Source organism: Neobacillus endophyticus (assembly GCF_013248975.1).
GTDB classification, from domain to species: domain Bacteria; phylum Bacillota; class Bacilli; order Bacillales; family Cytobacillaceae; genus Neobacillus; species Neobacillus endophyticus.
Genome location: NZ_JABRWH010000001.1, coordinates 4,575,624 through 4,600,702 on the forward strand (window position 1 = coordinate 4,575,624; position 25,079 = coordinate 4,600,702).

A 25,079-nucleotide genomic window follows, 5' to 3' on the forward strand; every position below is an offset into this window, starting at 1 on the left:
TTCGATCACTTCCTTAACAGTTCCATAAAAGAGTTTCCTACCGTTCCTACTCGGCGTATTTTCATATGTACTTTTACCTCAACAGGCAATTTCGCAAAATGCTCATCCCAATCTTTCGCCACTTTATTCCAATAGTCCGGATTGGAACGGCGAATGACCTCTCCAAAACCAAAAATGTCTGAATGAAAACTTTTTTGCACCTTCTTAATCGAATTCTTAATCATCGTATTTTCGTAATGATTAAATGCATTTTCTAACTGAGTAATTGAACCGGTCTTTGTCAGATCGATATCGCACGCAACTTCTCCGACATTACCTTCCATTTTGATTTCTACATTCGCTCGGGGATTTCCATTTTTAAACTCTCCTTTAATTTTTGCTTTCGAACGGATAACTTGTATGGCCACCTTTCCTCCTTTTGGGCATTTTATATTCACCACTGTACTCTTTAAATTGTTCGTTATTTTATTATAGGACTTGCTTTCATCATCGGTTAACCAGCCAATTAATTTATCAAACCGCAGCACTGCCAAGCTGTTATATTGCAAACGGGCTTTAGGATCCATTTCTTGAATATTCTCAAGTGCTTCGGACATTTTCGGATCGCCTTTCACATAAATTCCGGTTAATACAGGCTGCTTCCCTTTGCTGATAATATCAGCAATTAAATCATCTAATGTAACAGCGCGGGATGGTGCCCATGCATTGGATGAAGTTTCAAGCGATTGATACATTTTGTTTGCCGGAATCTTCTCTATTGGTGTAGAAACCCTTAAAATCTGCTCTGCCTTCATGTTTTTGGCGATTGCAATAAAAAAGTCTGATCTTAGCTCCCAGTCTCTTGATAATAAATCAAGCACGTTCCCAATCCCATCCCTTGCTAGTGATTCACTGATGATCAACATACGAAGATGAGATGGATAGATTTTCCGCGGTGAATCTTTCGTCATTTTCCGAATGGCTTCAAATACCGTTTTTCCATCGGCGCTATAAATGGTGACAGGCGCCCCCTGTCCGCCGCCTCCTTTTTGCTGGGAAATCATCCCCGGATCCACGACCTGCACTGAAACATGAATTTCCCCATTCTTTGCTTTATCAAAACCCATGGCCAGGGCAATTCCAAGTTCGTTTAATTCACGTCGGTTCCAACAACCGGTAAGAAACACAGTGAGAATGCTAATCATTAGGAAAATGCGTTTCATACAACCAACTCTTTCTCGTTCCGATAATAAGAAACTAAGGTTTGCTTTTAGGCGGTTTTGGCTGCGCCATCGCTGGTTGTTGCTGTCTCACCACGTTTTCTTCATTTAACAACTGGGGACGGGTAGTCAACTTCCACCATGTAAACCGGAAAATCGAATCTTTTATGTCTGCAGAAATAAATGGCGCCAAAGGGGTCATATAGGGAATTCCAAACGACCGCAAACTGCATAGATGTAGGACAAGTGCGATCAAACCCACGGTAATTCCAAATAATCCAAAGGAGCCTGCCAAACACATTAATAAAAATCGCAGCATTCGGACCGAAATCCCAATATTATAGTTTGGAAAGACAAAGCTGGAAATGGCTGTAATTGCAACTACAATGACCATTGCAGCTGAAACAATTCCAGCATCAACTGCAGCTGTTCCGACAACTAATGTTCCAACAATGGATACAGCTGGCCCGATCGCACGCGGCATTCGGACTCCTGCTTCCCTTATAATTTCAAAAGTGATTTCCATCATCATCGCCTCTATAAAAGCAGGAAATGGCACACCTTCACGTTGGGCAGCAAGGCTAATCAAAAGCGGTGTAGGAATCATTTCTTGATGATAAGTTGTGACTGCAACGTAAAGAGAGGGAGCAATCAACGCAATAAAAAACGTTAAAAACCGTAGCATACGGATCAATGTACCAATATCTGACCTGTGTGAATAATCATCGGGAGACTGAAAAAAATGAACAAATAATGCAGGAACAATTAATACATACGGCGTCCCGTCAACAAGAATGGCAACCCTTCCTTCTAAGAGGGCAGCCGTCGCCACGTCAGGCCGTTCTGTGTTAAATACTGTAGGAAATGGAGTATAGATTTTGTCCTGGATTAATTCCTCAATCGTGCCGCTTTCCATAATGGCATCAAGATCAATTCGATCCAAGCGCTGCCGGACCTCTTCCACGACCTTGTCCTTAACAATTCCTTCGATATACATCAACCTGACAGCCGTTTTTGAAATCTTTCCTATACTTTTTGTTTCTACTCGAAGATTAGGATTTTTAATTCTTCTGCGAATAAGTGCTGTATTGATGCTGAAGTTTTCATTAAACCCTTCCTGTGAGCCTCGTACAACTGTTTGTGAAGTGGGCTCCGAGACATTTCTTTCTTTCCATTTTCGTATCCCCAAAGAAAGCGCTTGGTCATATCCATCTATTAACAAAATGGCATCGCCGGAAACTAAGCCGATTAAAAGGGTATCAAGATCGTTTAGATCTTTTACTTCCCCAACGGCAATGATATCTTTTAAATCTTCGAATAGATTTTGTTGATTAGATAGGTACTTTTCCAAATCTGATTTCCGTACCTCTAGCATAAGAGGTTCTAAAACAAAATGTTGAAAGGTTGTGTGATCAGTTAATGATTCCGTGTAAAGAATCGCTGCATGAATATTCCTTCTTTCACCAAATCGAAACTTTCTTATGATGATATCTGTACTGTTTCCAAGCATCTCTGTGATGATTTCCAGATTGACCTCTAAGCTCATTTTTAACAGTATATTTTGGCCAGAAGAATGCGCTATACTGGATTTGTTCGGTATGATTCCTCTTACCCTATTCTTAGTTTTGTTAAAAAACCCCATATCACAGTCCTCTTTACTAATGACCTTTAGAATTTTATATATCGTTAGTATTCTTCATGTAAAATGCAATATTCGTGACAGTTAAATAATCTATTATAAATCTGTCAAATCTCCTTACATCATTTTTAAATATGACGAAAAATACTTGTCAGAATTGTTAACAACTCTAATGAAATTCATTTAGAAGTGTTTTAAGCTAACATCACCAAGTGAAACAAATGGGGGTTCAAGCAGTGAAATTTAGGTGGATTTTACAGCTGTTGTTTATTTGGGGATACCTGCAGCTAGGGAGCATTGTCGCCACTTTATTCCGCATTCCTTTACCTGGCAGTGTGGTCGGAATGTTTTTACTATTTTCTCTACTCTTAACAGGTGTAATGAAATTAAGCTGGGTTGATAAAGTCGCTTCATTTCAACTAAAGCATCTTACCTTGCTTTTTATACCTCCTACTGCGGGCCTGGTATTATCCCCCAATTTCCAATGGATTTTTAATGGATGGATTTTAATCATTTTACTTATAAGCAGCATAAGCAGTTTGCTGGGTACTGCCATCTTTGTAGAATGGTTTGAAAAAATAAAAAGGAGAAATGCTAAATGACTTATTTTACCTGTATCAGCTTTACCCTATTTTCTTACTATACCGGGTTTCAACTATACAAAAAATATAAATGGGATTGGTTAAATCCTTTATACACGGGATCCATTATTCTTATCCTTTTATTGTTGACCTGCCATATTCGTGAGGAAACGTTTCAGCAAGGGAGCATGATCTTTAATCAGCTATTAAAACTTGCCGTTGTTTCCCTGGCCGTCCCTCTGTATAAACAATGGCCATTAATTAGGAAAAACTACAAAAAAATCTGCACTGGTGTGATCGGTGGTTCAATTTTAGGAATATTTACAGTGGTAACGATGGCCCAATTATTTCATCTGAACCAACAGATTCTCGCTTCATTAATCACGAAATCTGTCACCCTGCCAATTGCATTAATGATTTCAAGTGATCTTGGCGGTCTTTCCTCTACAACTGTCTTTTTTGTTATTTCCTCAGGCCTCATTTCTTTAATAATCGGTCCCAAATTGTTGAATCAATTCAGGATAAAAACGAAAGGTGCACGTGGTTTAGCAATGGGCACATCAGGCCAAATGCTTGGGGCCAACCGATCACGGCTATGGGGAGAGGAAGAAGGTGCAATGGGGAGCGTCGCCATGATTACATCCGCCATTTTTCTCACTATTTTAATGCCGATTCTTCCTTTCCTTTTAAAAATTTAATGCTCTTTTTAAATAATTCTAACTATTAGAAATAAGGGGAATTCCGTTGACTTTTTTCGAAATAATGATATTTTGATATAGAACACTTTAGCGCTTAAAAGCGTCTAAGCTAAAAAGTATCTAAGCAAGAAAAGGAAGGTTTATTATGAAAAAAAGTCAACCAGATTTAACCAGAGGATTACTCCCAAGGCATGTCCAGTTCATGGCGTTGGCAGGTATGATTGGCACCGGTATTTTTAAAGGCAGTTCCGATACGCTGAATATTGCCGGACCGGGAGTGGTCTTCACCTATTTACTAGGCGGGATATTATTATTTATTATTATGGCCGCATTAGGAGAAATGGGGATCGCATTCCCACAATTTAATGTTCAAAATCTAGTAAAACAAGCATTTGGATTTCAAATCTCCTTTGTTGTAGGATGGCTCTATTGGATTAACTGGATGCTTGTCACGATCGTTGAACTACTTGCAGCAGGAAGCTTTCTGCAATTTTGGTTCCCATCAGCCCCATTGTGGCTGTTAAGCTTGATATGTGCGATCTTAATCATCAGTATTAATTTATTCCAGGTGAAACATTACGGGGAACTGGAGTTTTGGTTTGCCGGAGTTAAAATATTAGCCTTAATAGCCTTTATTGTTTTAGGGTCCTTTCTATTGTTTGGTCTATTACCAAACTCAAAATCTATCGGATTAACAAACTATACGATACATGGCGGATTTTTCCCACATGGTCTAAAAGGGGTATTTAGTGCCTTTTTAGTGGTCATGTTTTCATATGGCGGGGCCGAGCTCATCGGAATTGCGGTAACGGAAACAAAGGATGCTGATCGGGTTTTACCTAAAATCATAAAAGGCACAGTATGGAGAGTCATCATTTTTTACATTCTTCCAATTCTTGTCATATGCGGGCTGATACCTTGGGATAAAGTCAGCGGAGCCGACAGCCCTTTCGTTCAAGTTTTCAGTACAACTGGACTACCTGGCGCAGCTCACATTATGAATTTTGTGCTTTTAACAGCCGTACTCTCTGCAGCAAATTCAGGGATATATGCTACTTCCAGAACCTTATTTTCAATGGCACAAAGCGGGGTGGCACCAAAAACCTTATTAAAAACCTCTAAAAAAGGGATCCCGTTACAAGGTATTACGATATCGAGCATCTTTATTTTAGTCGGAGTATATTTAGCCTATTTAACACCTTCACAGGTGATCGGTTACCTTATGACCATCCCAGGCTTTACTGTCATTTTAATTTGGATGAGCATTTGTGCTTGCCAGTTGAAACTGCGCAGTCAATACCAACATACACCTAATTTTCAGGTAAAATGGCATCCTTTCACATCATTTTTTGCCATTATCGCTTTATCTGTCATCTTTTTCGGATTTCTCTTAAACCCTAATAATGTAATTGGTTCGATTGTCTGTCTTGTTACAGTCAGCTTATTGGTAATCCTTTCCTTTCTATTTAAGAAACAGGATCGCTTGAACCTAAAAACCAACAACAACGCCCCAACCCGCTAGTTTGGGGCGTTGTTCCCTTAAATGAATCGATCCTTTATTTGCTGTACCATTTTCTTCTTAAAATCTTCCAGAGAAATACTTTCCGAATGCTTATTCCCATATTTTCTAACATTGACATGTGAACTTTTTATTTCGTGATCCCCTATCACCAACATGTAAGGAATTTTTTCCACCTGTGCTTCTCTAATTTTATAACCAAGCTTTTCATCCGATGAATCCATGCTCACTCGAATCCCTGATTCTCTTAGTTCCGACTGAATAGCTAAACAATAGTCAAAATGAACATTCGATACAGGGATGATTTGAACTTGTACTGGTGCAAGCCAAACTGGAAATGCACCGACGAAATGCTCAATTAAAATTCCAAAAAATCGATCAATCGAACCAAATATGGCACGATGAATGACAACTGGGCGAACCTTTTCATTCTTTTCATTGATATAAGTCAAATCAAATTTCTCGGGCATTTGGAAATCAAGCTGGATTGTTGCACATTGATGACTGCGTTTCAATGCATCTTTAATATGAAAATCAATTTTTGGTCCATAAAATGCACCGTCCCCTTCATTTAATTGATAGTCAACGCCTAAATCTTCAAGTACCTTTTTTAATGCTCCCTCAGAGACCTCCCATAATGCTGCATCGCCCAAGGAGTGTTCCGGACGAGTAGAAAGCTCAACCGAATAATGAAATCCAAATGTTTGATATACTTGATCAATTATGGCAAATACTTGCTTGATCTCACTTTCAATTTGATCTGGCCGAATAAAAATATGAGCGTCATCCTGACAAAATGTGCGAACCCGAAGCATTCCATTTAAAGCACCACTAAATTCATGGCGGTGGACCTGACCAAACTCTGCCATGCGGATCGGCAAATCCCGATAGGAGTAAAGTTTATTTTTAAAAATCAGCATATGTCCAGGACAATTCATTGGCTTCAAAGCGAAGTGTTTATCTTCTACCTCCGTGAAGTACATATTTTCATGGTAATGATCCCAATGACCCGAATTCTCCCAAAGTTGCTGATTCATCATAAATGGTGTCCGAACCTCTTCATAGGAAGCCTTATTTTGAATTTCGCGTGAGAATTTCTCCAGCTCATTTCTGACAATTTGCCCCTTTGGCAGATAAAACGGCATTCCCGGTGCTTCCTCAGAAAACATAAATAATTCCAATTGTTTTCCTAACTTCCTGTGGTCACGTTTTGCCGCTTCCTCCAAGAAATGAAGATATTCATTTAAATCTTTTTTATTTTGGAATGCCACTCCATACACTCGTTGAAGAACTTCGTTTTGGCTATTACCTCTCCAATAGGCGCCGGAGACCCGAGTCAATTTAAACGCCTTAATACCACCAGTAAATGGGAGATGAAGTCCGCGGCAAAGATCTATAAATTCACCTTGTTGATAGAAAGTAATCTTTTCATCTTGAGGAATATCCTTTAAAACTTCCAGTTTGAATGGTTCTTCTTGTTCTATTAAAAATTTTTCAGCTTGTTCGTAGGAAACCTCCATTCGTTCAATCTTTAAATTTTCGTTTATGATATTTTTCATTTCTTTCTCAATCATCATTAAATCATTGGCAGTGAGGCTTTGATCAAGTTTTAGATCATAATAAAAGCCATCTTCAATCACCGAGCCGATCCCCAATTTTACATTTCCAAATAGTCTTTTCACTGCCTGTGCCAAGACATTTGCCGTAGTATGCCGCAAAATACGCAGTCCCTCATCGGAATTCTTTCCATCTTTCAGCTGAATGTTAATTGACTTTTCATTCATGTTTTAATCACTCCTTTAAATAATAAAAAAACACACTCATCCCAAAGAAAGGGACGAGTGTGTTTGTATTAACCCGTGGTTCCACCCAATTTCCCATAAGCAAAAAATAACTTACGGCTCTGGTGCTGTAACGCAGCATGTACGGTATTGGATACTGAAGTTCCCCAATACAGCTCAAAGGTGGTAAGATTCTTTTCTGCGTTAGGAAGATCTCAGCTCTTCTTCCCTCTCTGAAAACCGTAAAAGCATCTCATGTCCTTTTCATCGCACTATTTTTTTAGTGAAATATAAAAACGCACCCGTCCCTCTGTAAGGGACGAGTGCGTTTGACCCGTGGTTCCACCCAATTTTCCATAAGGAATAGATGAATCCCCATGGCTTTGGTGCTGTAACGTAGCATAGACGGCATTGGATACTTATATTCCCCAATACAGCTCAAAGGTGGTAAGATTCTTTTCTGCGTTAGGAAGATCTCAGCTTTTCTTCCCTCTCTGAAAAACCGTAAAAGTATCTCATATCCTTTTCATTGCTTTTTAGAGCGAATTGTAATTATTTATACATATTACAAAGTATTTCCAATAATTGCAACAAATTTTTTCAGATTTTTTTAAAATTCATCCGTTTACCTTTTACAATCATATTGAGCTTGAGTATCATACATACCATCTATAAGGTCAGCACCATTAAATCCTCATTATAATATATCCCATTAAACTTTAAGGCATTCCGCTCAACACCATATAATTGAAAACCTATTGATTTGTATAAATTTTTTGCTGCCTCATTATCAGATACGACGGTTAAATTGATTTGCTCCAAACCACTGCATGTTCTTGCCCTTGAAATTATTTCATTCATTAGTGCTTTTCCTAAACCCTTCCCGCGCATTTCTGCTGTAACAAACAAACCATAAATATTCCCTTTATGGGCCGTTTTAATACCACTCTCTCGCATAAAAGTAGCAATTGCGACTAAGCTAGTATCATTTTCAAAGGCCCCAAGAACAAATTTGTCCTCATTTGGCTTGAGTCTTTCCGCAACAGTTTCCACTGAAAATTTAGCTTCCCTTTCATATGTTGAACCAAATGCCTCCGGATTCACTTTTAGTGCCTTTAATCTCAACTCTTGGTAGACTTGAGTATCTGATTCATTTAAGATACGAATATTCATATCTCCTCCCCCCTCTCATTGCAAATTCCATACCTCATCAAGAGTGTGTCTGAATAAATCATCAAGTGCTGGTGTAAAATCTTGACGATCCTTTTTAATGGTTTTTGTAAATTCTCTTAGCCGCGGTATTTCTTCACTTACGAAATTGTTTATGATTTGAATATTCGGTTCAATATCGAATTCCTCCCCTGCTTTTTTTCTTTTTAACAGGCTTTGTATTTCTTTTTCGAGCTCGCCTTGAGGCAGTAAAGTCGACAATAAGGTTGGAAATTCGAGTGGAGGGAATTCATTATATGTTTCGATCCACTTTGCGGCCAACAAGGGTCTTAAAACATAAAAGTATTTTTTAATTTTTATTTTTTCAGCTTTGATGTAGGTTTGAAAATTATTATTTGCCATATTCAAATAGTGGTGTAGGCAAAAAACCGGAGAAAAAACGGATTTGCTTAAGACTTGCATCTTTTCAATGGTTGTAAAAGCCTGATAATAAACGATTCCGGAATTCAGCCATTCCATTAATGGCGGATTAGATTTACGAAATAACCTCAAAGTTTTCGTTAAATCCCAACCACTGATATCAAGCGACTCATTTATCGGCAGTTCGATGACGTCACGCTTTGTTCCAATCCCCATTGGGTCAATCGCCAAATAATCTTCTTTTTTATGTATGTAGATAAATCGAACATCATAATCACTGTCCCGGGAAGGAAACCCCCAAGCTCTGCTGCCAGATTCGCAGGCAAAAAGAATTTTAACATTATAATCTTCTTCCACCTTTTTCAAAGCATTTAAAATAGTTTCTTTCATTCCTTTTCCCTCTTTTTTTCTTTATATTAGGAGCTATTATACGAGGATGTTGATTTCCGCTCCAATCAAAAGTGTGAATATATCAACAATGTTTATTTATAAAGACTTATATTAAAAAATATCACTTATATGTTTCATTTTACTAATAAGATGATCCTTTGCCCTGTATTTCATACAAAAAGCCCTTAAAAATATAAGGGCACAAAAGGATGGCTGACAAAGTTTCTATTTTTCAAATCTACTTTTATCCATGATTAAAACCATAATCTTTTATTATAGTCATAATCAGGGATATCCATTATTTCCTCACCATTTTCATTAGGGGCACATTCCTCACAAGGCTCTTCCGAATCATTATGTTTGCATTGTTCCAAAAAGAATTCCATTGGTAATCTCCCCTTTCTGATTTCTTACTACCATTATATTGAAAACGCTTTCCTTTGTCTTGTGCTTTTTTCTGGAAATAATAAATTGAAAATTAAAAAAAGAGAGGAATGATTCCAAATCATAACTCTCTCCAAATTCACAGTGCATTTTAGAGGTTCCAAGCTTCTTTTAATAATCGAATCCCTTTAACTATTTCTCTTTCTGATAATCCGCCAAATCCAATTAAGATCTTTGAGCCTAATTTCGCTTCTGGATCATGATAATAAATTGATAGTGGATATACTTTAACGCCCGCATTCATCGCCGTTTTGATCAACTCAGCTTCATCCATCCCATTTCTTACGTCCAATACAATATGGAGCCCTGAATTTTCACCTATTACACTTACATGGTTAGCAAAATAATTTTTGATAGACTTCATGATCGTATCATGCTTTTTTCGGTATAGTGTCCTCATTTTGTTCAAATGACTTTGCCAATGTCCACCATTCATAAAACGATAAAGAGTATCCTGGTGAAGCCTGGAAACCGTCTGCTTATAAATAGTAAAATGATTTCGGTATTTCTGCATAAGTGAAGATGGTAATACCATATAACTAATCCGAATAGACGGGATCAATGATTTAGAAAATGTTCCTAAATAAACAACATTCCCATTGGTATCCAGCCCTTGCAAGGATGGGATCGGTTTTCCCTTATAACGAAACTCACCATCATAATCATCTTCAATAATATAACCGCTCTTTTCTGCGGCCCACTTTAACAATTCCATGCGTCGGGAAATCGGCATAATCATCCCATATGGAAACTGATGTGATGGTGTTACATAGACAACATTGGCACTACAATTGATTACATGATTATGATCAATACCATTCTCATCTATTGGAATGGGCACGGTATCCACCCCTAAATCCGTCAAAGTGATTCTCGTGCGATGATAGCCAGGGTCCTCCAATGCATAAATTTGATTTTTTCCAATCACCTTGCATAATAATCCAATAAGCATCTGTGTACCTGCACCAATGATAATTTGCTCGGCCGAGCACTGGACACCTCTTGAAGCATAAAGATATTTGGCAATTTCTTCTCGAAGAGGTAGCTCCCCCTGTGGACTTCCATTATTAAATAAATGGCTTTGATCTTCATATAATGCTTGAATCGTTAATTTCCGCCAAATCGCATAAGGAAAATACCCTAAATCTACTTTTCCCGAACTGAAATCAATTGCAACATTTGCCTTATTTTCTATCTTCCTAGACTCTAAAAATGTAGAATTGTCCAAATTCAGGTTCATGTCATCCTCAATAACTGTCACAAATAATCCTTTTCGAGGCTGACTTTCTGCATACCCTTCCGCACATAACTGGTCGTATGCAGATTGAATCGTGTTTAGACTTACATCAAGATACTCTGCTAATTTCCGTTTTGATGGTAACTTTTCGTTGGACTTAATTCTTCCTGATAAAATTTCTTGTTTTATATAATTGGCTAATTGCATGTATAGAGGTGTGTTGCTTTTATGTTCTAAAGTAGGTGTAATTTCGAGCATGCTTCCTCCCTTTTTTCACATCCCATAAAAATGATGCTAATAACCAGATTTTTCTTATCTTTTTTGCTAATTAATATAGCTTTCTCTTAATTAATTTTTTAGCTCGATGAATTCGTGTTTTAATGGTTTGGATGCCCAAATTTAATATATCACTTATTTCCATATAGCTTAAATGATCATAATATCGCATTACAAGTGGTTCCCTATACTGATTCGGCAAGGTGTTGATCACTTTCTGAAGTTGGAGTAAATCGAATTGCTCTATAACTTTTTTTTCAACAAATTCTACCATCTGCAATGGAGTAGTCTCAAAATTATCTGTCAATATTGTGTTTTTTACATACTTTAATCTAAGATAGTCCTTACATTGATTTGCTGTTACAGTAAACAACCAGGATTTAATGGATGAGCCATCCATTAAAGTATTTACTTTTAAAAAAGCTTTTAAGTATACCTCTTGCATTATATCATCTACCACGATCCAGTCCCGTACAAATCTAAACGCAAATTTCCTTAATGAAACTCCGTGGTTAGCTATTAATGTTTCTAAACTTTTTTCTTTCGTATGATTGGATTCATATTGAAGAAGCATTGCGTATGTCTCTCCCATTTTCAAAAGACCCCTAATCTAGATTTTTTACCAAATGCAAAAAGAGCCTGCAACCAATGGACATAAAAATCCCTTGGTGACAGACTCCTCCAAGTTGCTAATACATATTCGCTTACTTTATATTAAAACATATTTTAGTAAATTTTTCCAATAAATATTTATTTCCTGTTCCCTTTTAGTATTAGACATGATTTTATATAGGAACGATATTACATGGTTGTCATTTACATGTAAAGAGTGGAAATACGCTATTTTTGGAACAATTTCGCCAATAAAGCGTTTTTTCTCACAGACTTTCATTTCATAAGAAAGATTTTTTGACATTCTTTATTTGACATAATTTTTATCCACTATCATTTATATTAAAAGAAAAGTCTCTGGCAGAGAGGGGTTCATGTATGCAAGTATATAGATTCTCAAAGGTGCTCTTACCTGTATTAATAATCTTTAACCTACTTTTTATGCCTTCCACTACGACTAATGCCCAATCAAATAAGACCAATCATCCAAAGATTGAAGAGACAACCGCATACATTACTTCTTTTAAAAAAACAAATGGAAAATGGGTAGGAAAATTCGATTACATCCAATGGTATTTTGGAAAGGATGCTGACAAGGAATTTTTAAAAGATTGTAACTGCAGCAAGGAAATGGACCATGCTCCAGATGGTTACTATATTCGTAACGTGAATCCAAAGATACGAACCTTTACGATTTCAAATTCTGCCACATACATTTTGCAAACTTTCAATCCGTACGAAATTAAATGGAATCAAAAAGTGACGAGAGCACAATTTGTAAGCTTTTTAAAAGATCGGAACCAGCATCATTACATCCCTTTTCATATTGAAATCCAAAATGGTATCGTAACAAAGATTACAGAACAGTATATTCCTTAACTTATTCGAAGCAGGGGGAACCCTGCTTTTTTAGCTTTCTTTAAGCAATTTTCCTCGAAAATCTCATTTATTTCTAATCAAAAATAGAATGCATTCATGTTACATTGGTATCAAGCACATATAAAGGATAGGACAATGTTTAAGAAAATACTAAAATCTTATGATTATCAATTAATTTCTGCTATTTTTCTCTTATCGTTATTTGGATTAGTTATGGTTTACAGTGCCAGTATGGCAATGGCGACCCAACGCTATGGTGTATCTAGTGATTATTTCTATCAAAAACAAAAGTTATTTCTGATCATCTCCTTTTTTATTTTTATTGTGGTTTCCTTTTTCCCCTACAAAATTCTGCAAAGCAGGAAAGTACTAATAGGACTTGTCTCATGCTCATTATTGCTTTTATTGATTTTATCTGTTCATGGACACGTTGCGGGAGGAGCACAAAGTTGGATTAAAATAGGTCCTTTGAGTCTTGAGCCTTCAGAATTTGTAAAGTTATGCGTGATTATTTATTTATCTGCCATTTACGCTAAAAAACAAGCATATATTAACGAGTTTAATAAAGGAGTTGTTCCTCCTTTAGTATATTTGGGCCTTGTTTGCATTTTGATTGCAAGCCAGCCAGACTTCGGAACGGTAGAATTGATTCTTTTTTTCTCCGCTGCCATTATTATGTCATCTGGAATTAGCATTAAAAACTTTATTAAACTCGGCGGATTGTGCATTATTTCGGCAATACCCATTATTTTAATTTTTCACAATAAAATCTTTACAACAAAGCGGGTGGGCCGTTTTTCTGTTTTAAGCGATCCGTTTGCAACAGCCCAAACATCTGGTTATCATCTTGTCAATTCCTATATAGCGATTGGTAACGGAGGCATAAATGGGCTTGGACTGGGAAAAAGCATTCAAAAGCTTGGATACCTACCTGAGCCTCATACAGATTTCATAATGGCAGTTATTGCTGAGGAATTAGGGATATGGGGAGTGGGTTTTGTCATCCTAACATTAGCTTTCATTGTCTTAAAAGGGCTTAAGATTGCGACAAGATGTAAAGATCCTTTCGGTAGCTTATTAGCAACAGGAATTTCAAGTATGATTGGAGTTCAGGCGATCGTTAATCTCGCGGGTGTTTCAGGTCTTCTTCCACTTGCAGGTGTTCCATTGCCATTTGTCAGTTATGGTGGTTCCTCTCTCATTCAACTTGCCATCGCAACAGGCATTTTAGTCAATGTTTCGATGTTCATTAATTATGAAAAGAACTATAAAACAAGTAGATCCACAACAAATCCAAGAAAAGAAAATATTTATTTAGTAAAAAGTTAATGGGACACATTTTTGAAAATGTGTCCCATATCCGCTTTATGAAAGACATTACTCTCTATCTGACTATAAAAAATGGCCTTCATACAGCATATGAAGGCCATTCCGATCTATCAATTTCTATAAATTGGCCTTCATCCGCTTAATGAAAGACACAATCGCACTATCAAATTATAAAAATACCCTTCATTCACCTCATGAAGACTAAAACCCTCTCTTGGGTCTTCGCATAAATATTTATTATCTTTCGTATCGGCTAGAGCTCCTCTTGATGTACCTTTTTATTCTTAAACATATATAAGCCCAAAGTTTTTCTTATGGATAAAACAATTCCCATTGATATCATGTTTGAGAACAATGAACTCCCTCCATAGGTTAAAAAAGGAAGAGAGATTCCTTTAACAGGCATAAGTCCCACAACCATACCGATATTTTGGAAAATCTGTACTGTTAAACTAAAGGAAATTCCTACACATATATAAGCCCCAAATCCTGTCTCTGATTCATGTCCGGTTCCTATAATCCTGTAAATAAGGAGGAAGAACAAAATAATCACGATGGAAGCACCAAAAAATCCGGTTTCTTCTGCAACTGTGGAAAAAATAAAGTCAGTATGTTTTTCTGGTATATAGACGTTTCCTTTAAGGAGTCCTTTCCCAAAAGTCTCGCCGCTCCCTACTGCCAACAGCGATCTTTGCGTCTGATACGCATCATTACTATTTCCCGCCGGATTTAACCAACCGATGATTCGTTGCTGTTGATGTGGAGAAAGCAGTGGTATCAATTGTTTGTAAATGATATCTGGCTGATAATAATATAAATACACCAGTATTCCTACTAAAATCATTGGCACGATAAGAAAAACAGCAACCAACTTTTTTTGGATTCCTGACAGATATAGCATGCTGACAATTGCTATAAAATATAGAAAGACCATACCAGTATCCGGTTGAATATATACGACGATCGAAGGTGGAATCGTTACAAGGAAAACTTTACCTACAAGCAACAAATCAGACTTTACAGTTTTTACTGTATAGGTACTGTTATGCTTTGTAATAATACTGGCTACAAGAATAATTAACGCAATTTTAAAATATTCCGATGGCTGGATCGATCCTAATAAGGGGATACTATACCATCTTTTTGCCCCCAGAATCACGGGAGCAATTCTTGCAGGGGAAAATTTCAGCGCAATTATAGATAAAAATAACGTAATATAAGCGGGCCATGCAAGCCTTTGAATTTGGTCAATATCAAGTTTTGCAATTAGAAATAAGATCACAAAACCAATCATATAATTAATTGCTTGCTTCATAGCAAAATTCTGCGCCCCATATTCCCCTGTTCTCTGACTGCTATAAATAAACAATAAACTTAAAATAAAAAAGATAAATATAATAAATAGTATAAAACCATCTAATCGATTAAAAAAATTCGATTTGGTATTTGTATTCATTTTTTCACCAGCCTACTAAATTACTTCATGAATCTGCAACAAAATCAATAATATAATACTATTCGACAATATTCACATTAAGATTTGATTAATTTTTCAAAGAGTAGAATAAATAACAAAAGAATGATATCGAGGTTACAATTAAATAATCACTCATTTTTTATTGTTATATAGCGATTAGCGTGGTAATTATACGTATTGGTAAACTCATCGGCACTGGATGGCTTTTGACCCCTAGTCATTTTACCTCCATTTATAGATTTAATTTTTAAAAATAATGATTGTGAAAAAATGTACTACCCCTTACACTATAGATTGAATATCATTTAGGAGAATCATCATATGAAAAAAACCCTATTGTTTTTTATCACCATTGTCATCCTACTGCTGCTGAATTTTGGCGCGGCGCGTCTTTTACACGCGAGTCTTATTGACCTATCCTTTCCGATTGGATTGCTCGGACTTCTAATTACAATGCCGAATAATCCGATGACCATGTTTTTTAACAGCAAAATTACCATCAGTGCCGGAGATATGTACGGAAAGAGACCAGGACATGAAAAGTTTGGAAAAATTCCGGTCCTCGCTTCTTTTCTTTATACACTTGCTGCTTTGATTGTGACCTTCCTAACCTACAAAAAGTATTTTATGTAGCGGCAGAAACTAGAAAATTATTAAATATCCATTAACATAAAATCCTTATGATGCATACGATTACTTTGATAAGCATTGAAATAAATACGATTGTATAAGCTTAGTTCAATTGGACTGAGCTTTTTTTAAACAAAAAACACCGCAACAGCGGTGCGAATAGATACCCATTTATCGTTGTAAATTCACGTTTTGGGATACAAACAGAACCGAAAGAGTATCTCTTTTAAACAGTTTTATTTTATATAATAATTGTTTTCCTTAAATTTCATTAGGCATGATTTGCAGATGCAATGTTTTCTTCTGCTTTCAACAGGGACTAAATCAAAGATTTCAACTGGAAACTCTTCTTTGTCACACCAGCAATTGCCGTGTTCACCGGCACCGCTCATGCATTCATTTTCTTTTTCGCATATAGGACAGTATTTATTTGTCAAATCAAATTCCTCCCGTTTTCCTATGAAAATACAGCTCTGACACTCCCTATGTAGTTGAACTTAGAGGAGCACTTCAAACTCCTTCACATATACTGCATTTCCAGTAATCTCTATATCAAAATCGTTATCGCATTTGGTTACCTTCACTATCACTTTACCATCTTTTCCAATTTCTAAACCTTGCTCTACGATAAGATTGAGAGAATTTGAGAAATTGGTATTTATGTATTTGGCATAATAGGCTCCCATTACACCCGAAGCAGTTCCGGTAACTGGATCTTCAATGGTTCCGGAAAAAGGCGACGAGAAGTGTCGTGCATGCATAACAGCATTTGTATCATACGTTTCTAAACAAAATGGATGAATCGATGCCCTCGGCATTTCTCTTAAAATATCAGGAAATAATTGGTTATTTACTTTCATTTTTTTAAAAGCCGATAGTTTTTTTATAGGAACTAATAATGTCCAAATTCCGGTACTGCCATACATGATCGGTAATTCATTATCAAGATCTTCCATTGCCAATCCAATCGAATAAGCCAACTCTTTCTTCGAACCATTATATTCTATAAATTGCGGCCTGGCTTGTTTCATGGAAATATGAATATCATGATCGGCGTTAGCTTGAATCTTTATTGGTAGAATCCCTGCCAATGTTTCAATTGTAATCTCAGATGATTCCCCTAATAAACCTCTCGTCTTTAACGCATAGACAGTTGCCATTGTTCCATGGCCACATAAATTCATTTCATGTCCCGGTGTAAAATATCGCAATCGAATGTCAGCCACTTCTGATTTAACTGGAAAAGCTGTTTCATTAAAACCTACCTTGAAGGCTATTTCCTGCATTTCCTCGTCAGTAAGATCATCAGCATTTAAAAGAACACCGGCTGGATTTCCTTTATTCGGTTCTTTACTAAACGCATCATACTGATAAACTTTGATAGATTTCATGTTCATTTCCCCCTTAAGAAATACTCGCTAAAAAGAACTTTAATTTTGCTCGATCTTTAATTTATTCCAAATCGACTTCCAATTTTTCTTGGCAATGCGTTCTTCATAAATTTTCATCATTCCTTTTGCTTCTGTAAAAAATGGAGTCGGCTTTATTTCTAAATTAACTAAATCCATAATCCCAACAGGTGCTGCAAGTATTAACTCGTCTCTTTCACCCAATTTTACTCCTAAAGCTGTCGCGGTTTCTGGAAATTTGGATATAGCATCGATACTTGAAAGATAAGGAGGGATGTTGTTTTTTATGTGCATTCTTGCTTCATTTTTTACTGACCAGGGAATGCACGGGATAAGGGATTTAAGCATGTTCTCTGCTTTCTTTTCATCCTTTTCATCTATTTCAATCGGATCAAAATAGATGACATCAACATCTGGAATTGGTGTTCTTTCATTGAAGCCGTGTAACGTATCCCATATTTTCGATCGAACAAATCCAGCGCAAACCCACCAATCTGGTAAATTTAATATTTTTACAGTTTTTAATATTTCCATCATCCATACATCTTCTTTAATAATAGAAATAATTTCTTCTTCATTCATCGTTCAATTAATACTCCCCTACCCCAATATTATCCATATTATAACAGAAAATTGCATACGAAAGAAATGTGAACAAATTTTGAAAAATTAGAGTAAGTATGTCATTGTGATGCTTAGTTTCAAACAGGGTATGGTATACTTAAAAAATTAAAAAACGTATATATTTGAGGTGTCAAAATTGAAAACAATCTTAGTAATCGGTGGCGGTGTTACGGGTTTATCCGCCATGTATGAATTACAAAAGTGGAAGAAGGAAAATGGTCCAGATGTGAGGCTGGTTCTTGTCGAGGAATCAGAACAGCTTGGTGGAAAAATCCGAACAGTGAAGCAAAATGGATTTGTGATTGAAACAGGAGCAGATTCGATCGTATCCAGGAAGATGGAAACCACAACACTACTAAAAGAGCTTGGTTTGGAAGATGAAGTGGTCTATAACGCGACAGGCATTTCGTATATCTACACAGATGGAGAATTAAAGGCTATTCCGGAGGATTCCGTTTTTGGAATTCCAGCTAGTATTGAATCACTGGCAAATAGCTCACTTGTATCCGCAGAAGGAAAAGTAGCAGCATTAAAGGATTTATATTCAAAAAACGAAACCTTCACCAAAAACGATTCCATCGGGGCCTTTCTTGAGTATTTTCTTGGGACAGAACTAGTTGAGAAACAAATCGCTCCTGTCCTTTCCGGGGTCTATTCTGGAAATCTTAGTGATTTAACCATTGCATCTACCCTTCCATATTTGATTGATTACAAGGAACAATACGGAAGCATCATAAAAGGATTTGAAGCAAATAAACAAAAATTTAAAGGCGGACAAAGAAAGTTTTTCTCTTTTAAAAATGGCTTGGGTTCACTAATTGATTCCCTGGAGAACAAACTAGATGAAGCTGAAATATTTAAAAATACAAAAGTAAGCAAGATTGAAAAAGCCAACGGCCCTTATCAAGTGCACTTAAGCAATCAGGAAATCATCGAAGCAGATTACGTCATATTGAGTATTCCAAACATATCTGCGGAAATTTTAATCGATGATCCCGAGCTTGAGAGGGAGTTTGCTCATTTGAAAAATAGTTCATTAATTAGTGTATATGTTGGTTTCGATGTCCCTGACAGTGTACTCCCCGCAGATGGAACAGGTTTTATAACCGCGAATACTGATGAATTGTCCTGCAATGCCTGTACATGGACAAGCAGGAAATGGGCACATACTTCAAAATCAGGAAACCTGCTAGTCAGACTTTTTTATAAAAGCAGTCATCCATCCTTTGAATCGTTAAAGGGAATGGAGCTGGAGGAATTACTCCAAATTGCCCTAAGGGATATCGAAAAAAGCCTAGGCATAACCGCTGTTCCTGTTACCAGTGAAGTCACCGATTGGTTTGAACAAATGCCAAATTACTTAATTTCTCATCCAAAAAGTGTAGGAGCTCTTGAAAGTATTTTGGCTTCTTCCTATCCAGGAATCATTCTTGCCGGATGTTCCTACTACGGCGTAGGGATTCCAGATTGTCTCAACAATGGGGTAGAGTCTGCCAGAAAAGTAATTCAAACCTTATAAAAAGTATAGTAATTTTAAATTAGTAGTATTGAAAATTACAATCAACAGACCAGTTTTGCATATTTGGTCTGTTTTTTTATTAGAATTATTTTCTTTTCATCATCATAAACCCCAAAGCAATTATCACAAATAGAAGTGCAAATAAAAGTAATGGTAACATTACAATCAATCCCTTCCTCTTTTTCTAGATTATACCAAATCTATTGGAATGAGTTCGAAATAATAAAAATTGTCATAAAAACGACAATGTTTTAAAATACGAAAGGATTATTTACCTGGCAATTTGCATACTGTAATTAAAAAATGCCAAGGTTGGTGACGAAATGACAAAAATTCATGAAGTGACTGAAGCGCTTTCCAGGATTGATAACGAACTTGCTCAAAAATGGCTTCACAATGATTTAATAAAAAAAAGTTTGGCTGAAAGCTATGATTATTGGTTGGAAGATACCCGAATTCCTATTCCATTAAAAGATTATATTATTCAATACCTCGCGAATGCCGAATTTCTTGGCGGAATTTTTTCATAACGGAACGGGCCTCTTACCATCCCTCCCCATTTCCTTTGTTCAATCCATTAAATGATTAAACTTTAAACCCACTTCTAAAATGATATTTGTAAAAAAACATCAAAATGACAAAATGATTTTCATTCGGATAATACTTCCAATCTAGGAGAAACTAAACAAAAATAATCTAAATGGTGCGAGAATGGCTAATTTATTCAAACTAAGAAAACGAACCAAAAAAAAACCACTATCTGACTACCTGAAAAGTGAACTAAGTCAACAAGAAAGTGACGAACAAAGTGAACAAAAAAGTAGTCAACAACAAAATGAACAAGCAGAAGATTGGGAAAAAGAACTTTCAAAATCTAAGGATTACAAAAAGACATACTATGTGAATCAAGCAACAGGAAAAAAATTTTATTTCACTTATTTGACATCACTTGTTGATGATAAAATCCTGGACAATAACGTTCTTCCTGCTTTACTGGAGGGTAATTTTAATAAAATAGCTGACGTTAAGAAGCTGCTTCCTATCGCAGACGTCAAAATATCAAGTAATGTAAACGATATTGCAAAAAATCTTCTTAGTGGATATGTCATGTTGACAATGGAAGGAGATACAAATGAATTTTCTTTCATTTCCGCCCAGAAAATGATTGTTCGTTCTGTTACCGCCCCTGAGATTGAATTTAGCGTCATCGGCCCTAAAGAAGCATTCGTCGAGTCCATTGAACAAAACATCAATCTGATTCGAAGACGTTTGCCTGTTAAAGAACTAATAGCAGAAGAATTTATCGTAGGAAAATTATCACAAACAAAAGTTGCCGTTCTTTATTTTGAAGGGATTACAAATGAGGAAATTGTCAACACTGCCAGACAGCGAATAACTGATATCGAAAAGGATGAAATTGCAGATAGTTCGTTTTTTACACAAATGATCTCTGATAATGGTAATTCTCCATTCCCACAACTTCTTGATACAGAAAGACCTGATCGGGTTACATCCAGTCTTTCTGAAGGAAAAATCGTCATTTTAGTGGACGGTTCCCCCCATGCATTAATTGGACCAACTACTTTGACAGAGTTTTTTAACTCATTTGAAGATTATTTTCTTAACTGGATCCTAGCTTCTTTTATCAGATTGATCCGTTTGTTTGCCGTAACTTTTTCCATTATGATTACACCTCTTTATGTTGCGGTAGTTACTTATCACTATGAATTGATTCCAAAGGACTTATTAGTAACCTTAGTCACTTCAAGGAGAGTTGTTCCGTTTCCTCCAATACTTGAAGTATTATTTCTTGAGGTAACGATCGAACTACTTAGAGAAGCAGGAGCAAGGCTTCCTACCAAGGTTGGTCAGACAATTGGTATCGTGGGTGGTATTGTTATTGGAACGGCATCGGTAGAAGCTGGACTAACAAGTAATGTTCTTTTGATTTTTATTGCTCTATCAGCACTGGCATCTTTCACAACACCCGTCTATCAAATGAGCAACACCATCAGGATTTTGCGTTTCCCATTTCTTTTCATGGCTCAATTGTGGGGGTTAATCGGAATTACCATTTCTTTTTGTTTCCTGCTTATTCATTTAGTTCGGCTGACATCACTTGGATTTCCATTTATGGAGCCTATTTTCCCGTTTAGAAGGCAGGACTTTAAAGATGCATTATTTCGGTTCCCATTTAAAAACCAGGCATACCGTCCTCAATTTCTTAGAACGAAGAATCCTGTTCGCTTTAGTAAGGAAAAGTCTCATGAAAAGAAGGACATTGATGAATAATCAAAAAAGGCAGGTAAAATTGATATGATGCAGGAATCCATCAATGAAAGATTACAAATTTCACCATATATGGCTGCCTATGTAGTCGTTTCAATGCAGATTGGAATTGGTATCCTCGGCTTTCAGCGGGTCATTGCTAAAGACGCAGGGTATGATGCGTGGATTTCTGTATTAGTGGCAGGACTAATCACCAATATATCTCTTTGGTTTATATTTAAAATATGTGAATCAGTTGAGGGAGATGTCATGTATGCAAATGTTTATATGTTTGGAAAAATCATTGGCAACCTCATCAATATCATCTTTATTTTCTATTTTATCCTAACTTGTGGAGCTATTCTAGGTGGCTTGATTGAGGTCATACGCACTTGGATATTCCTTGATTTAAACCCATTTTGGTTTGCAACCGTCTATCTACTATTAGGGATTTATATCGTGTATGGCGGATTCCGGATAGTGGCTGGGATTTGCTTTTTCGGAAAAATCATACCACTATATTTAGTTTTTACGTTCGGATTTGCACTAAAGTATGGGGATTTCACCAATTTGCTCCCTATATTTGACCATTCTGCAAATCAATTGATCAAAAGCGGGTATCATATGTCATTAAGTTATCTAGGCTTTGAAGAACTATTATTTTTCTACCCTTTTATTAAGAATCCTGGACAGTCAAAAAAATGGGTACATATCGGGCTCTTGGCAACCACTTTTTTTTACACTAGTCTGGCCGTCATTAGTTTTTCCTATTTTCCACCAGGTTTACTCAAACGATCGATTTGGGCTACATTAGAAATGTGGAAAATCGTTAGGCTCCCTTTTATTGAAAGGTTTGAGTATTTGGGAATTGCCAATTGGACTTTACTCATTCTGCCAAATGTTGCGGTTACGTTATGGTGTGCAAGCCGTGGTGTAAAAAGGATCTTAAATATAAGACAAAAAAAAGCAGTCATTTTCATTGCTTTGCTTTGCCTTATATTGGTGGCAGTTATACCTACTCGTGAAAGAATGGACTTGGTCCTGAATCTTGACTCCATAGTCGGATTTTCGTTAGCTTATGTATATGCCCCATTCCTATACTTACTCCTGCTTATCAAAAAGAAGGTGAAAGCAAGGTGAAAATTTTTTACATTTCTCTTTCCTTACTTATTAGTACGCTAATTTTTACAGGGTGTGTGGAAACGAATGTTATCGATGATGTCAATATTGCGACGGGAATTGGTATTGATAAAAGCGGAAATAAATTGCTCGGAAGTATCATGATCCCTGTTTTTAAAGCTGATAAATCTTTCGATAATTTCACTTTTACAGCTAAAGGGAAGGTCATGAGGGACTTAATATCTGAAATGCAAAAGAAGGCATCCCAGCCGATTGTTAGTGGCAGTGTGGATCTTGCATTTTTTGGAGAAGATGTTGCACGGGAGGGGATCATAAAGATCCTTGATGTCTTCCTGCGTGATCCCAGTGTAGGTTCAAGAGTTCAATTAGCCGTTGTGGATGGAAAAGTTATTGATATGTTCAATGGTAAGTACGGAGACCGCGGAAATGCTCAATACCTTGTGCAGTTAATTGAACATAATATGGAAAGAGAAAATTTGCCGTTAACCAATCTTCATCGTTTTTTGTCAGCCTACTATCAAGAAGGTAAAGATGCTTATTTGCCTCTGCTTAAAAAGCAGTCAAAGTTAGTGAACATAACTGGTTTAGCCCTCTTCAGGTATGATAAAGTCGTTTCAATCCTTCCAGAAAATAAACTGTTTTATTTCAAGCTCCTGGTAGACAAACACGCGATGGGTTCAGTAAAGGTAAGTGATCATGGGAAAGAATCTTCTATTCAAAATATCACTTCAAAGAATAAAATTAAACTAGTAAAGAGAAATCCATATGAATTTGACGTTAATATCAAAATAAAAGGGATTCTAACAGAGCATCAAAAAAGAACGTTAAAAGAGGGTGACCTGACAAAAATTCAAAAACAACTAGAAAAACAGGTAAGCAAAGAATGCACAAAGTTGATTGCCCATTTTCAAAAAAAAGAAATTGATCCTGTCGGCTTTGGACATATAGCCAAAACCCAAACACGAAAATTTGATTTTAACAAATGGAGCGAGAGCTACAAAAATACTAAATTCAAGGTTCATGCCAATGTTAAAATCATTGAAGTAGGTGTCGTCGAGTAAACAAATGTTTCTTCATCCTTCATAAGGGGAAAGAATGTGTCATTGCCCTTATGAAGGATGAATCAAATATTAAAATTTCCCCTTAAAAAAAGACCAACAACTGTTGGTCTCACTAGAAAGTATGTGCTAAATCCTTTGCACGTGCTATGGCATTTTCTTTAATTTCTTGCGCTTTATCCGGCATTGCTGCATGTCCTTCTACAAATAAGCCCTCAAATGAAGGAACTCCATAGAATTGCATTATGACATTTAAGTAGCGATGACCCATTTCAAAATCCGCCGCAGGTCCTTCTGAATAAATGCCGCCGCGAGCCTGTATGTGCAATGCCTTTTTATCCGTTAAAAGCCCTACTGGTCCATTTTCTGTGTATTTAAAAGTTTTTCCAGCGACGGACACAGCATCAATATACGCTTTTAAAATAGGCGGAAATGAAAAGTTCCACATCGGTGTGACAAAAACATATTTATCAGCAGCGATAAATTGTTCACATAGTTCCGATAATCTCCCTACTTTAGTTTTCTCTTCTGATGAGAGCTCATCAAATCCTTTACCAGATTGCAACTTGCCCCACCCGCTGAAAACATCACTATCAATATGAGGGATATGTTCTTTGTATAGGTCAATTGTTACAACCTCATCATTTGGATGTACTTCTTTGTAGGTGTCAATAAACGCTTTTCCTACCGCCATACTATATGATTGTGTTTCATCATGTGGATGTGCTGTAATGTATAATACTTTTGCCATATTTACGCTCCCTTTCATCGCAGTAATTT

The 25,079-nt window shown here is 36.5% G+C and carries 23 protein-coding genes, 1 pseudogene and 2 other annotated features; of the genes and pseudogenes, 11 read left to right on the forward strand and 13 right to left on the reverse strand.

What is annotated here, in order from left to right:
- Positions 1-5: 5 nt before the first annotated feature.
- Both HPT25_RS22480 and HPT25_RS22485 read right to left on the reverse strand, forming a co-directional pair.
- Positions 6-1,202: a Ger(x)C family spore germination protein gene (locus tag HPT25_RS22480; RefSeq protein WP_173069508.1), complete on the reverse strand. Its 1,197-nt coding sequence runs from the start codon at positions 1,200-1,202 to the stop codon at positions 6-8.
- Positions 1,203-1,236: 34 nt separating this feature from the next.
- Positions 1,237-2,841 carry a spore germination protein gene (locus HPT25_RS22485; RefSeq protein WP_173069510.1) on the reverse strand — a complete coding sequence of 535 codons (1,605 nt, stop codon included), beginning with the start codon at positions 2,839-2,841 and terminating at the stop codon, positions 1,237-1,239.
- 233 nt (positions 2,842-3,074) lie between these two features.
- Between HPT25_RS22485 and HPT25_RS22490 the strand changes: the two genes are divergently transcribed.
- The 3 genes from HPT25_RS22490 (at position 3,075) to HPT25_RS22500 (ending at position 5,639) form a co-directional block, all read left to right on the forward strand.
- Entirely contained in the window at positions 3,075-3,440 is a 366-nt protein-coding gene (locus HPT25_RS22490) for a CidA/LrgA family protein (protein WP_312857319.1), read from the forward strand.
- Positions 3,437-4,117 carry an LrgB family protein gene (locus tag HPT25_RS22495; protein ID WP_173069514.1) on the forward strand — a complete coding sequence of 227 codons (681 nt, stop codon included), beginning with the start codon at positions 3,437-3,439 and terminating at the stop codon, positions 4,115-4,117. The genes HPT25_RS22490 and HPT25_RS22495 overlap by 4 nt, the downstream gene beginning before the upstream one ends.
- Before the next feature lie 145 nt (positions 4,118-4,262).
- Positions 4,263-5,639 carry an amino acid permease gene (locus HPT25_RS22500; RefSeq protein WP_173069516.1) on the forward strand — a complete coding sequence of 459 codons (1,377 nt, stop codon included), beginning with the start codon at positions 4,263-4,265 and terminating at the stop codon, positions 5,637-5,639.
- Between the two features lie 17 nt (positions 5,640-5,656).
- Here HPT25_RS22500 and thrS read toward each other — a convergent pair.
- The 6 genes and pseudogenes from thrS to HPT25_RS22525 form a co-directional block, all read right to left on the reverse strand.
- A pseudogene (thrS, locus tag HPT25_RS22505) lies at positions 5,657-7,378 on the reverse strand (threonine--tRNA ligase); the annotation flags it as partial.
- 88 nt (positions 7,379-7,466) lie between these two features.
- Positions 7,467-7,694, reverse strand: a binding site (T-box leader).
- 35 nt (positions 7,695-7,729) lie between these two features.
- Positions 7,730-7,956: a binding site (T-box leader), on the reverse strand.
- A gap of 130 nt (positions 7,957-8,086) precedes the next feature.
- The gene (locus tag HPT25_RS22510) at positions 8,087-8,590 is read right to left on the reverse strand and encodes a GNAT family N-acetyltransferase (protein ID WP_173069520.1); all 504 of its coding nucleotides are present in this window, start codon (positions 8,588-8,590) and stop codon (positions 8,087-8,089) included.
- A 15-nt stretch (positions 8,591-8,605) separates the two neighbouring features.
- Positions 8,606-9,397 carry a nucleotidyltransferase domain-containing protein gene (locus HPT25_RS22515; protein WP_173069522.1) on the reverse strand — a complete coding sequence of 264 codons (792 nt, stop codon included), beginning with the start codon at positions 9,395-9,397 and terminating at the stop codon, positions 8,606-8,608.
- Between the two features lie 254 nt (positions 9,398-9,651).
- Positions 9,652-9,783, reverse strand: a complete 132-nt coding sequence (locus HPT25_RS29165) for a hypothetical protein (RefSeq protein WP_281368240.1) — start codon at positions 9,781-9,783, stop codon at positions 9,652-9,654.
- 149 nt (positions 9,784-9,932) lie between these two features.
- Positions 9,933-11,336, reverse strand: a complete 1,404-nt coding sequence (gene pdxR / locus HPT25_RS22520) for a MocR-like pyridoxine biosynthesis transcription factor PdxR (protein WP_173069525.1) — start codon at positions 11,334-11,336, stop codon at positions 9,933-9,935.
- 70 nt (positions 11,337-11,406) lie between these two features.
- Positions 11,407-11,946 carry an RNA polymerase sigma factor gene (locus tag HPT25_RS22525; RefSeq protein ID WP_173069527.1) on the reverse strand — a complete coding sequence of 180 codons (540 nt, stop codon included), beginning with the start codon at positions 11,944-11,946 and terminating at the stop codon, positions 11,407-11,409.
- A gap of 398 nt (positions 11,947-12,344) precedes the next feature.
- Here HPT25_RS22525 and HPT25_RS22530 point away from each other — a divergent pair, with 398 nt between their 5' ends.
- Both HPT25_RS22530 and HPT25_RS22535 read left to right on the forward strand, forming a co-directional pair.
- Complete coding sequence (locus HPT25_RS22530; protein ID WP_173069529.1) at positions 12,345-12,845, forward strand: hypothetical protein; 501 nt, start codon at positions 12,345-12,347, stop codon at positions 12,843-12,845.
- Positions 12,846-12,980: 135 nt separating this feature from the next.
- Positions 12,981-14,174, forward strand: coding sequence for an FtsW/RodA/SpoVE family cell cycle protein (locus tag HPT25_RS22535; protein WP_173069531.1), 1,194 nt, complete (start codon positions 12,981-12,983; stop codon positions 14,172-14,174).
- A 253-nt stretch (positions 14,175-14,427) separates the two neighbouring features.
- Here the strand turns inward: HPT25_RS22535 and HPT25_RS22540 are convergent, their stop codons facing one another.
- Positions 14,428-15,630, reverse strand: a complete 1,203-nt coding sequence (locus tag HPT25_RS22540; protein WP_173069533.1) for an FtsW/RodA/SpoVE family cell cycle protein — start codon at positions 15,628-15,630, stop codon at positions 14,428-14,430.
- Positions 15,631-15,972: 342 nt separating this feature from the next.
- Between HPT25_RS22540 and HPT25_RS22545 the strand changes: the two genes are divergently transcribed.
- Positions 15,973-16,284, forward strand: a complete 312-nt coding sequence (locus tag HPT25_RS22545) for a hypothetical protein (protein WP_173069535.1) — start codon at positions 15,973-15,975, stop codon at positions 16,282-16,284.
- 233 nt (positions 16,285-16,517) lie between these two features.
- Here HPT25_RS22545 and HPT25_RS22550 read toward each other — a convergent pair whose 3' ends face one another.
- Genes HPT25_RS22550 through HPT25_RS22560 form a run of 3 tightly spaced genes read right to left on the reverse strand, consistent with a single transcriptional unit; the run spans position 16,518 to position 18,272 of the window.
- Positions 16,518-16,718 (reverse strand): cysteine-rich CWC family protein, encoded by a 201-nt coding sequence (locus HPT25_RS22550; RefSeq protein WP_173069537.1) that lies wholly within the window; start codon positions 16,716-16,718, stop codon positions 16,518-16,520.
- Between the two features lie 60 nt (positions 16,719-16,778).
- Entirely contained in the window at positions 16,779-17,672 is an 894-nt protein-coding gene (locus HPT25_RS22555) for a PhzF family protein (RefSeq protein ID WP_173069539.1), read from the reverse strand.
- A gap of 39 nt (positions 17,673-17,711) precedes the next feature.
- Complete coding sequence (locus HPT25_RS22560) at positions 17,712-18,272, reverse strand: nucleotidyltransferase family protein (protein ID WP_173069541.1); 561 nt, start codon at positions 18,270-18,272, stop codon at positions 17,712-17,714.
- A gap of 178 nt (positions 18,273-18,450) precedes the next feature.
- Here HPT25_RS22560 and hemG point away from each other — a divergent pair, with 178 nt between their 5' ends.
- The 5 genes from hemG (at position 18,451) to HPT25_RS22585 (ending at position 24,302) form a co-directional block, all read left to right on the forward strand.
- On the forward strand, positions 18,451-19,833 hold the full coding sequence (gene hemG, locus HPT25_RS22565; RefSeq protein WP_173069543.1) for a protoporphyrinogen oxidase: 1,383 nt from the start codon (positions 18,451-18,453) through the stop codon (positions 19,831-19,833).
- Between the two features lie 323 nt (positions 19,834-20,156).
- A complete protein-coding gene (locus HPT25_RS22570; RefSeq protein WP_173069545.1) occupies positions 20,157-20,363 on the forward strand; it encodes a hypothetical protein in 207 nt (68 codons plus the stop codon).
- A 181-nt stretch (positions 20,364-20,544) separates the two neighbouring features.
- Positions 20,545-22,125, forward strand: coding sequence for a spore germination protein (locus tag HPT25_RS22575; RefSeq protein WP_173069547.1), 1,581 nt, complete (start codon positions 20,545-20,547; stop codon positions 22,123-22,125).
- 24 nt (positions 22,126-22,149) lie between these two features.
- Positions 22,150-23,241 carry a GerAB/ArcD/ProY family transporter gene (locus HPT25_RS22580; protein ID WP_246277262.1) on the forward strand — a complete coding sequence of 364 codons (1,092 nt, stop codon included), beginning with the start codon at positions 22,150-22,152 and terminating at the stop codon, positions 23,239-23,241.
- Positions 23,238-24,302, forward strand: a complete 1,065-nt coding sequence (locus HPT25_RS22585; RefSeq protein ID WP_173069549.1) for a Ger(x)C family spore germination protein — start codon at positions 23,238-23,240, stop codon at positions 24,300-24,302. Before HPT25_RS22580 ends, HPT25_RS22585 begins: the two co-directional genes overlap by 4 nt.
- Before the next feature lie 112 nt (positions 24,303-24,414).
- On the opposite strand, the gene HPT25_RS22590 is transcribed toward HPT25_RS22585, so the two are convergent.
- A complete protein-coding gene (locus HPT25_RS22590) occupies positions 24,415-25,050 on the reverse strand; it encodes an FMN-dependent NADH-azoreductase (protein WP_173069551.1) in 636 nt (211 codons plus the stop codon).
- Positions 25,051-25,079: the final 29 nt, after the last annotated feature.

Bases quoted from the DNA above. Each gene is read 5' to 3' on its own strand.
- HPT25_RS22480 (WP_173069508.1), bottom strand. From the start codon at position 1,202: ATGAAACGCATTTTCCTAATGATTAGCATTCTCACTGTGTTTCTTACC.
- HPT25_RS22485 (WP_173069510.1), bottom strand. From the start codon at position 2,841: ATGGGGTTTTTTAACAAAACTAAGAATAGGGTAAGAGGAATCATACCG.
- HPT25_RS22495 (WP_173069514.1), top strand. From the start codon at position 3,437: ATGACTTATTTTACCTGTATCAGCTTTACCCTATTTTCTTACTATACC.
- HPT25_RS22500 (WP_173069516.1), top strand. From the start codon at position 4,263: ATGAAAAAAAGTCAACCAGATTTAACCAGAGGATTACTCCCAAGGCAT.
- HPT25_RS22510 (WP_173069520.1), bottom strand. From the start codon at position 8,590: ATGAATATTCGTATCTTAAATGAATCAGATACTCAAGTCTACCAAGAG.
- HPT25_RS22515 (WP_173069522.1), bottom strand. From the start codon at position 9,397: ATGAAAGAAACTATTTTAAATGCTTTGAAAAAGGTGGAAGAAGATTAT.
- HPT25_RS29165 (WP_281368240.1), bottom strand. From the start codon at position 9,783: ATGGAATTCTTTTTGGAACAATGCAAACATAATGATTCGGAAGAGCCT.
- pdxR (WP_173069525.1), bottom strand. From the start codon at position 11,336: ATGCTCGAAATTACACCTACTTTAGAACATAAAAGCAACACACCTCTA.
- HPT25_RS22525 (WP_173069527.1), bottom strand. From the start codon at position 11,946: ATGGGAGAGACATACGCAATGCTTCTTCAATATGAATCCAATCATACG.
- HPT25_RS22530 (WP_173069529.1), top strand. From the start codon at position 12,345: ATGCAAGTATATAGATTCTCAAAGGTGCTCTTACCTGTATTAATAATC.
- HPT25_RS22535 (WP_173069531.1), top strand. From the start codon at position 12,981: ATGTTTAAGAAAATACTAAAATCTTATGATTATCAATTAATTTCTGCT.
- HPT25_RS22540 (WP_173069533.1), bottom strand. From the start codon at position 15,630: ATGAATACAAATACCAAATCGAATTTTTTTAATCGATTAGATGGTTTT.
- HPT25_RS22545 (WP_173069535.1), top strand. From the start codon at position 15,973: ATGAAAAAAACCCTATTGTTTTTTATCACCATTGTCATCCTACTGCTG.
- HPT25_RS22555 (WP_173069539.1), bottom strand. From the start codon at position 17,672: ATGAAATCTATCAAAGTTTATCAGTATGATGCGTTTAGTAAAGAACCG.
- HPT25_RS22560 (WP_173069541.1), bottom strand. From the start codon at position 18,272: ATGAATGAAGAAGAAATTATTTCTATTATTAAAGAAGATGTATGGATG.
- HPT25_RS22570 (WP_173069545.1), top strand. From the start codon at position 20,157: ATGACAAAAATTCATGAAGTGACTGAAGCGCTTTCCAGGATTGATAAC.
- HPT25_RS22575 (WP_173069547.1), top strand. From the start codon at position 20,545: ATGGCTAATTTATTCAAACTAAGAAAACGAACCAAAAAAAAACCACTA.
- HPT25_RS22580 (WP_246277262.1), top strand. From the start codon at position 22,150: ATGATGCAGGAATCCATCAATGAAAGATTACAAATTTCACCATATATG.
- HPT25_RS22590 (WP_173069551.1), bottom strand. From the start codon at position 25,050: ATGGCAAAAGTATTATACATTACAGCACATCCACATGATGAAACACAA.